Annotated in this window: 6 protein-coding genes; 5 read left to right on the forward strand and 1 reads right to left on the reverse strand. The window is 64.4% G+C overall.

The features are described from left to right. Positions 1 to 239 precede the first annotated feature (239 nt). The 5 genes from ABIC90_RS03240 to ABIC90_RS03260 all read left to right on the forward strand — a co-directional run bounded on the left by ABIC90_RS03240 (position 240) and on the right by ABIC90_RS03260 (position 5,210). Complete coding sequence (locus ABIC90_RS03240) at positions 240 to 521, forward strand: hypothetical protein (protein WP_354352590.1); 282 nt, start codon at positions 240 to 242, stop codon at positions 519 to 521. Between the two features lie 625 nt (positions 522 to 1,146). Then, a complete protein-coding gene (locus tag ABIC90_RS03245; RefSeq protein ID WP_354352591.1) occupies positions 1,147 to 2,559 on the forward strand; it encodes a sigma-54-dependent transcriptional regulator in 1,413 nt (470 codons plus the stop codon). Next, positions 2,556 to 2,981, forward strand: a complete 426-nt coding sequence (locus tag ABIC90_RS03250; RefSeq protein ID WP_354352592.1) for a histidine kinase dimerization/phospho-acceptor domain-containing protein — start codon at positions 2,556 to 2,558, stop codon at positions 2,979 to 2,981. Before ABIC90_RS03245 ends, ABIC90_RS03250 begins: the two co-directional genes overlap by 4 nt. Positions 2,982 to 3,040: 59 nt before the next feature. Further along, entirely contained in the window at positions 3,041 to 4,708 is a 1,668-nt protein-coding gene (locus tag ABIC90_RS03255) for a hybrid sensor histidine kinase/response regulator (RefSeq protein ID WP_354352593.1), read from the forward strand. A gap of 286 nt (positions 4,709 to 4,994) precedes the next feature. After that, positions 4,995 to 5,210, forward strand: coding sequence for a T6SS effector amidase Tae4 family protein (locus ABIC90_RS03260; RefSeq protein ID WP_354352594.1), 216 nt, complete (start codon positions 4,995 to 4,997; stop codon positions 5,208 to 5,210). Positions 5,211 to 5,471: 261 nt separating this feature from the next. Here the strand turns inward: ABIC90_RS03260 and ABIC90_RS03265 are convergent, their stop codons facing one another. Beyond that, complete coding sequence (locus ABIC90_RS03265) at positions 5,472 to 5,690, reverse strand: antitoxin VbhA family protein (protein WP_354352595.1); 219 nt, start codon at positions 5,688 to 5,690, stop codon at positions 5,472 to 5,474. Positions 5,691 to 6,010: the final 320 nt, after the last annotated feature.

The raw sequence follows: 6,010 nt of genomic DNA on the forward strand, positions 1-6,010 counted from the left end.
ATGCAATCGATAATTCTTGAATTTGAATTGATGGGTCAATTTGAATTCAAGCCGGGATCTGCTTTTCGCGATCCTAGAAGCATGGGGTCGAGTTTGTCTTCGGGTTTTTTAGGCCGGTTACATTCGGATATACATATTTCCGGATTCAACTACCTAAAACGGGTGAGTTTGAGGTACCCAACCTATGAATCTGCATAATTTGCCGTCTGATTGACCGACGAATTTACGGATGCGCGTTATTGAAAGAGCGTTTCGATAAAGGGTGCGCAACGTTCAGTGCAGCCCAGTGGCCGGGCGGCAAGGCATGTTTCCCACAGGCTCCACGAGTGACAAAACGACCTGCCACCACCTTGCGTGGGCCGATGGATGAGGGATTCGGATTTGCCGGAGGGCGGGGCGTGAAAACGTGCGAGCTGGTATTCAATCCAGCCAAAAGAATGTTGACTCAGGCGTTAACAAGTCCAAAAAATACAGATATTTTTGACGACACGATGTTACTGGTCGATGATTTCCTGTATTGATTTGAGTTATTTAAATTGATGATTGCCGCGCGCCAGTTCAAAATGGAATTGAATATTCCGGCGAATTTATAGATGGACGCAGAAGAATTTATCTCTCGCAGCCGCAAATCGCGGTTCACAAAAGCCGCTGGCGGACAGGGTCGACGAGCTGACGGCACGGTGGCCGTCAGTCGTGGTCACGGGTGGTTTTTCCTTCGGCAGCAGGCATCGGCTGGATGGCTGCGCGGGGCCGATCCGACAAGCAAATGCCCTGGTTTCGCCAACCAACGAAGCCGCAACCTGCAATTGCGGCACTGCACCATTGCGACCAGATGCAAGCGGTGTCGCCCGAAGGTTCGCAGCCGGGTAGATCGAATGAACTACTTATTTGTGCGGACGTGATCCGTAATTACCGGGTCAGGTCCCATTCAGGGACTGCTGTCAGTGCATGAAACACCCACGGCTTATCGTTATATTCCCAAACCTCTTGAAACAAAGTCAAATAGAGTGAATCCGACTTACTGAAGGCGTGCGTACTACATACAGGCTGGCGCGATTGCTCGACCTGTACGACGTCCCGGAAAAAACATGCCGGTTGTTTGAGGTTCGAGCGCTGCGATGGGTGCTGGGGCCAAGGGAGTCACGATTGGGCCATGCACTGATTGTTGAAGACGACGAAGACTCGGCACGAATGATCGCCGCGCTCGTCGTCCGCGAAGGGCACACTGTCATGTGTGCCCATTCGCTGGCCGCGGCGCGGCGCCTCATCGCCATGCAGCGGCCCGACCTGCTGCTGCTGGACCTGCACCTGCCCGACGGCAGCGGGTTCGACCTGCTGTCCGGTCCCGAGGTGGTGGCCGACACCATGCTGGTGCTCATGACCGGGCAGGCGAGCCTGGAAACCTCGCTTCGGGCGTTGCGCCTGCGGGCCGCCGACTACCTGGTCAAGCCGATCAATCCGCAGCACCTCAAGGGCTTGCTCTCGCGCTTGGTGGCGCCGTCGCAGTTGCGCGCCGAACTGGACGGGGTGCAGGAGCAATGGCGCAAGACTGGCTCCTTTGCCGGCCTGATCGGGCGCTCGGCCCCGATGCAGCGGGTGTACCGCCAGATGTCGCGCGTGGCGGGCACCGCGGTCACCGTGTTCATCCAGGGCGAAAGCGGCACCGGCAAGGAACTGGTGGCGCACGGGGTGCACGACCTGAGCCGGCGGCGCGACCAGCCCTTTCTGGCGGTCAACTGCGCGGCGCTTTCGCCGCATCTCATCGAGAGCGAGATCTTCGGCCACGAGCGCGGCAGCTTCACCGGCGCCGAGCGGGAGCACCGCGGCTTCTTCGAGCGCGCGCACGGGGGCACGCTGTTCCTGGACGAAGTGACCGAGATGCCGCTGGAGCTGCAGGCCAAGCTCCTGCGCGTGCTGGAAAGCGGCACCTTCATGCGCGGCGGCTCGGCCCAGGTGCTTCAGACCGACGTGCGCATCATCGCGGCCACCAACCGCGACCCAGCGGAGGCGGTCACGCTCGGCAAGCTGCGCGAAGACCTCCTGTACCGCTTGAACGTGTTTCCGATCGCGCTGCCGCCGCTGCGCGAGCGCGGCCAGGACATCCAGCTGATCGCCGAGAGCTTCCTGCAGGACCTGCACCGCGCGGACGGCGGCGCGCAACGCTTCAGCCCCGCGGTGCTCGCGCGGCTGGGCGCCTACCACTGGCCCGGCAACGTGCGCGAGCTGCGCAACGTGGTGCAGCGCACCTGGGTCATGGCCACCGAGCCCGAAGTGACCGAGGAATGGCTGCCGCCGCCCGATGGCGCGCAACGCGCGCGGCGCCGCGAGGCCGTGCCTTCGCGCGCGACGATGGCGGGCTTCGACGAGACGGTGCCGGGCGCGCTGGAGACGGGCAGCGGCGACCTGCTGGTCGAGATCGGCAGCCAGCTGGCCGACGTGGAGCGGCGCGTGATCCTGGCCACCTACGAGAGCTGCGGCGGCAACAAGGAGCGCACGGCCGCGGTGCTCGGCATCAGCATGAAGACGCTCTACAACCGGTTGAAGGAGTACCGACTGTGACGCGGCGCCGCGATGCGGCCGCCGTGCGCATCGGCTGGATGCTGGGTGCGGGGATCGCGATCGTGGGCTTGGCCTTTTGCGTTCGGCGCGCCGCGGGCGGGGCGGGGCATGCGCCGGCGAACGAGGACGCGCTGCGCGAGCTGCACTCGCTGGATGCCCCCGATAACCTTCGGGCACTTGAATCCCTCCAGGCGCTCAAGTCTCTTCAGGCGCTCCAGTCCCGCCTTGTGCTGGAGGCCCGCAGCATCGACCATGACCTGCGCAGCCCCATCGGCGCCGTCGCGACGGCCCTGGAAGTGCTGCGCACGGCGGACGACCCCGACACTTGCCGCGAGGTCGCCGACGTGCTTCAGCGGCAGATCTTGCGCATGACCACGCTCACGGAGCGCGTGCACGGCCTCGCGCAGGCGCTGGCCGATTGAGCCTGGCGGCGGGATGCATCTTGGATGAGCTGACACCCGCGTTTCCGGAGCCCGCACCGTTGGCTGCCGCCAGCGCGCTGGAGGCCGTGCAGGCGGCGCTGCGCGAGAGCGATGAGCGGCTGCGCCTTGTGCTGGAGAACGCCGTCGACTGCGCGGTCTTTTCGATGGACACCGAAGGCCGGGTGCGCAGCTGGAACACCGGCGCCCAGCGCCTGCTGGGCTACGGCGAAGACGAGATCCTGGGCCGCTCGGCCGACATCTTCTTCACCGACGAGGACCGCGCGACGGGCGCGCCCGAGGAAGAGTTGCGCACCGCGCTGGCCACCGGGCGCGCCGCCGACGACCGCCTGCACCGGCGCAAGGACGGCGCGCACTTCTGGGCCGGCGCGGTGCTCATGCCCATCCGGGACAGCAAAGGCGAAGTGACCGGCCTGCTCAAGATGCTGCGCGACCAGAGCGAGCACCGCGCCTCGCAGCAGGCGGTGGCGTACGGCCGCGCCGAACTGCTCAACGCGCTGCGCGCCACCGAGTCCGCGCGCCAGGCACTGGAGGCGGCGGACGCGGCCAAAGACCGCTTCCTGGCGGTGCTTGCGCACGAGCTGCGCAACCCGCTCGCTTCGATCAGCGGCGCGGCGCAGTTGCTGGCCGCCGAGTCGCTGCCCGCGGAGGACCAGGCGCGCGCCTCGCGCGTGATCCGGCGCCAGGCCGCCACCATGCAGGTGCTGCTGGGCGATCTGCTCGACGTCTCCAGCCTGCGGCGCGGGAGGCTGGTGCTCAGGCGCGAGCGCGTGTCGGCACAGGACATCGCGGATGCGGCCGTGGAGGCGACGCGCCCGCTCATCGACCATGCCGGTCACGCGCTGGTGCTGCGCATCGCCCCCGAGACGATATGGCTGCACGCCGACCCGATCCGCTTGACGCAGGTGGTGTCGAACCTGCTGTCGAACGCCGCCAAGTACACGCCGGACGGTGGCACCGTGACGCTGGAGGTGCGCAGCGAATGGCGCGAGGCGGTGTTCGAGGTGTCCGACAACGGCATCGGCATGGAGCCGCACACGGTGGAGGCCATGTTCACGATGTTCATGCAGAGCGCGCATGCGCACGCCCGCGCGGCCGGCGGGCTGGGCATCGGCCTGGCGCTGGTGCGCAGCATCGCCGAAGTCCACGGCGGCACCGTGCGGGGGCACAGCAACGGGCGAGGGCAGGGCAGCCGCTTCACCGTGCGCATTCCCCAGATCGAGGAACACGCGAGCGTGGTTCCGGCGCCGCCGCCGCGGCCTTCGTCATCCGAGGTAGTGCCGGATGAAACGGGCGAAACCGTCGGCGTGCAGCGCGTGCTCCTGGCGGACGACAACGTGGACGCCACCTGGGGGATGGCCCGCATGTTGTCGCGCGCCGGCTTCACCGTGGAGATCGCGCGCAGCGGCGCCGAGGCGCTCGCGCTCGCCGAGCGTTTCAGGCCCGATGCCGCGGTGCTGGACATCGGCATGCCCGACCTGGACGGCCGCGAAGTGGCGCGCCGCATCCGGGCAGAGGCCTGGGGCAGCGGCATGTACCTGGTGGCCGCGACCGGTTGGGGCCAGCCCGACGACAAGCGCACCGCCCTGGAAGCCGGCTTCGACGAGCACCTGGTCAAGCCGGTGGCCGCGGCGGAGATTGCGCGATTGCTGCGTACGCGCGCGGAGGCGGTGCGCAACGAGGGTGCGGGGGGCGAGGACTGGCGTTGAGGGGTGAGGGGGCAAGCTCGGGCTTGGCCGGTTGTGTCCGCGAGGGGGTGCGCGAGAAGGGGAAATCGGACGGTCGGCTCGTTCGGTACACAGACTCAGTACGCATGCAGCGAAAAGTCGGCAGATATCCACGTCAGGTAGAGATTGACAACTTCCTTCTCATCGACACTCCAACTGGCTGCTGCTAGATTGCCGAGAGGCGAGGATGGGTGCAGCGAACGAATATCGCGGTCCTGTGCTCGCGCTCTGGACGCCATATTTTCAGCTTCCACCCTGACTGGAAATCATGCAACCATCTTTCGCGACCCTCTGGGCGAACCATCCCAATATCAAGGGTGACGACGCGCTACTGGACAAGAACGTGTACAAAGATCAGTGCGCGATCAATGTGGGCGCCGCCTTTATCCGGTCGAGCGTGGACCTGAGCAGTTTTCGAGGTGTTTACTCCTGGCAGAAGGACAGCCCAAAGTATCCGATTCGGGCTCAGGAGTTGGCAAACTAGATGTAGTCAAGTGATTTTTCAATCAAAGTGAGTCAGGTAGCTGCGGCCACCCGACTCACTTTGATTTCCTTCTCGACGTTTGGGACATTACGGCCAGAGACACCGAATGCTGTGTGTGGGTCGGCCGATTGAATCGGTGACCAGTTTTTTATGTCTTCTGGCCCCTGCCAGGCCGCCGGAGGCACCCCGGTCGAGCCATGTACTCATGCTCAACCTTGCACGCAGAGATCCGGACAGGCTCTTGCAGCTCGCCCAACGCAATCAACTGCCCTTTGGCACTGAGGTGGGGCCGGCTTGGTTTGCATCCGGTGCGCCCATGGCGCGCGACGAGCTCGCTTGAATGGCCTCGCTATAGGTCATGCGCCCGTCCACCACGCTCTCGCAATCCGAGAGAAATTCCGCCGTCGGTCTATGGCCCTCAATACGAGTGTTCGCGAGAGCCTGAGCTATCGCGGATCGCCGTTCTGCCTTCGTGCTCATGTTCGTCGATCCCCTGGTTTCGGCACACTCTGCCCCTTCCGGACTACCATTGCACGGTCGTTCCCGATGTCTTTCCAGCGTAGCGTCTTGTTCGCGTGGCGCAACGAGACCTCGTCATCTTGGGGATCAATAAACGGGCCACGATCAGTTTCAAACAGCCAGCCAATTTGCCCATCGTTGTCGATTGCACAGCACTCCCACAGCGCATCGCACCGAGCTAGTGTCCTGTCCCGTTAATTCGTAGGCACGAGAACTGCTTGTGGTGAGGCATCCTTGGAGATGCTGCCATGCCCAACGCCCACGTACGCACTGAGATCACA

This window comes from Variovorax boronicumulans, from assembly GCF_040544675.1.
Classification (GTDB): Bacteria; Pseudomonadota; Gammaproteobacteria; order Burkholderiales; family Burkholderiaceae_C; genus Variovorax; species Variovorax boronicumulans_D.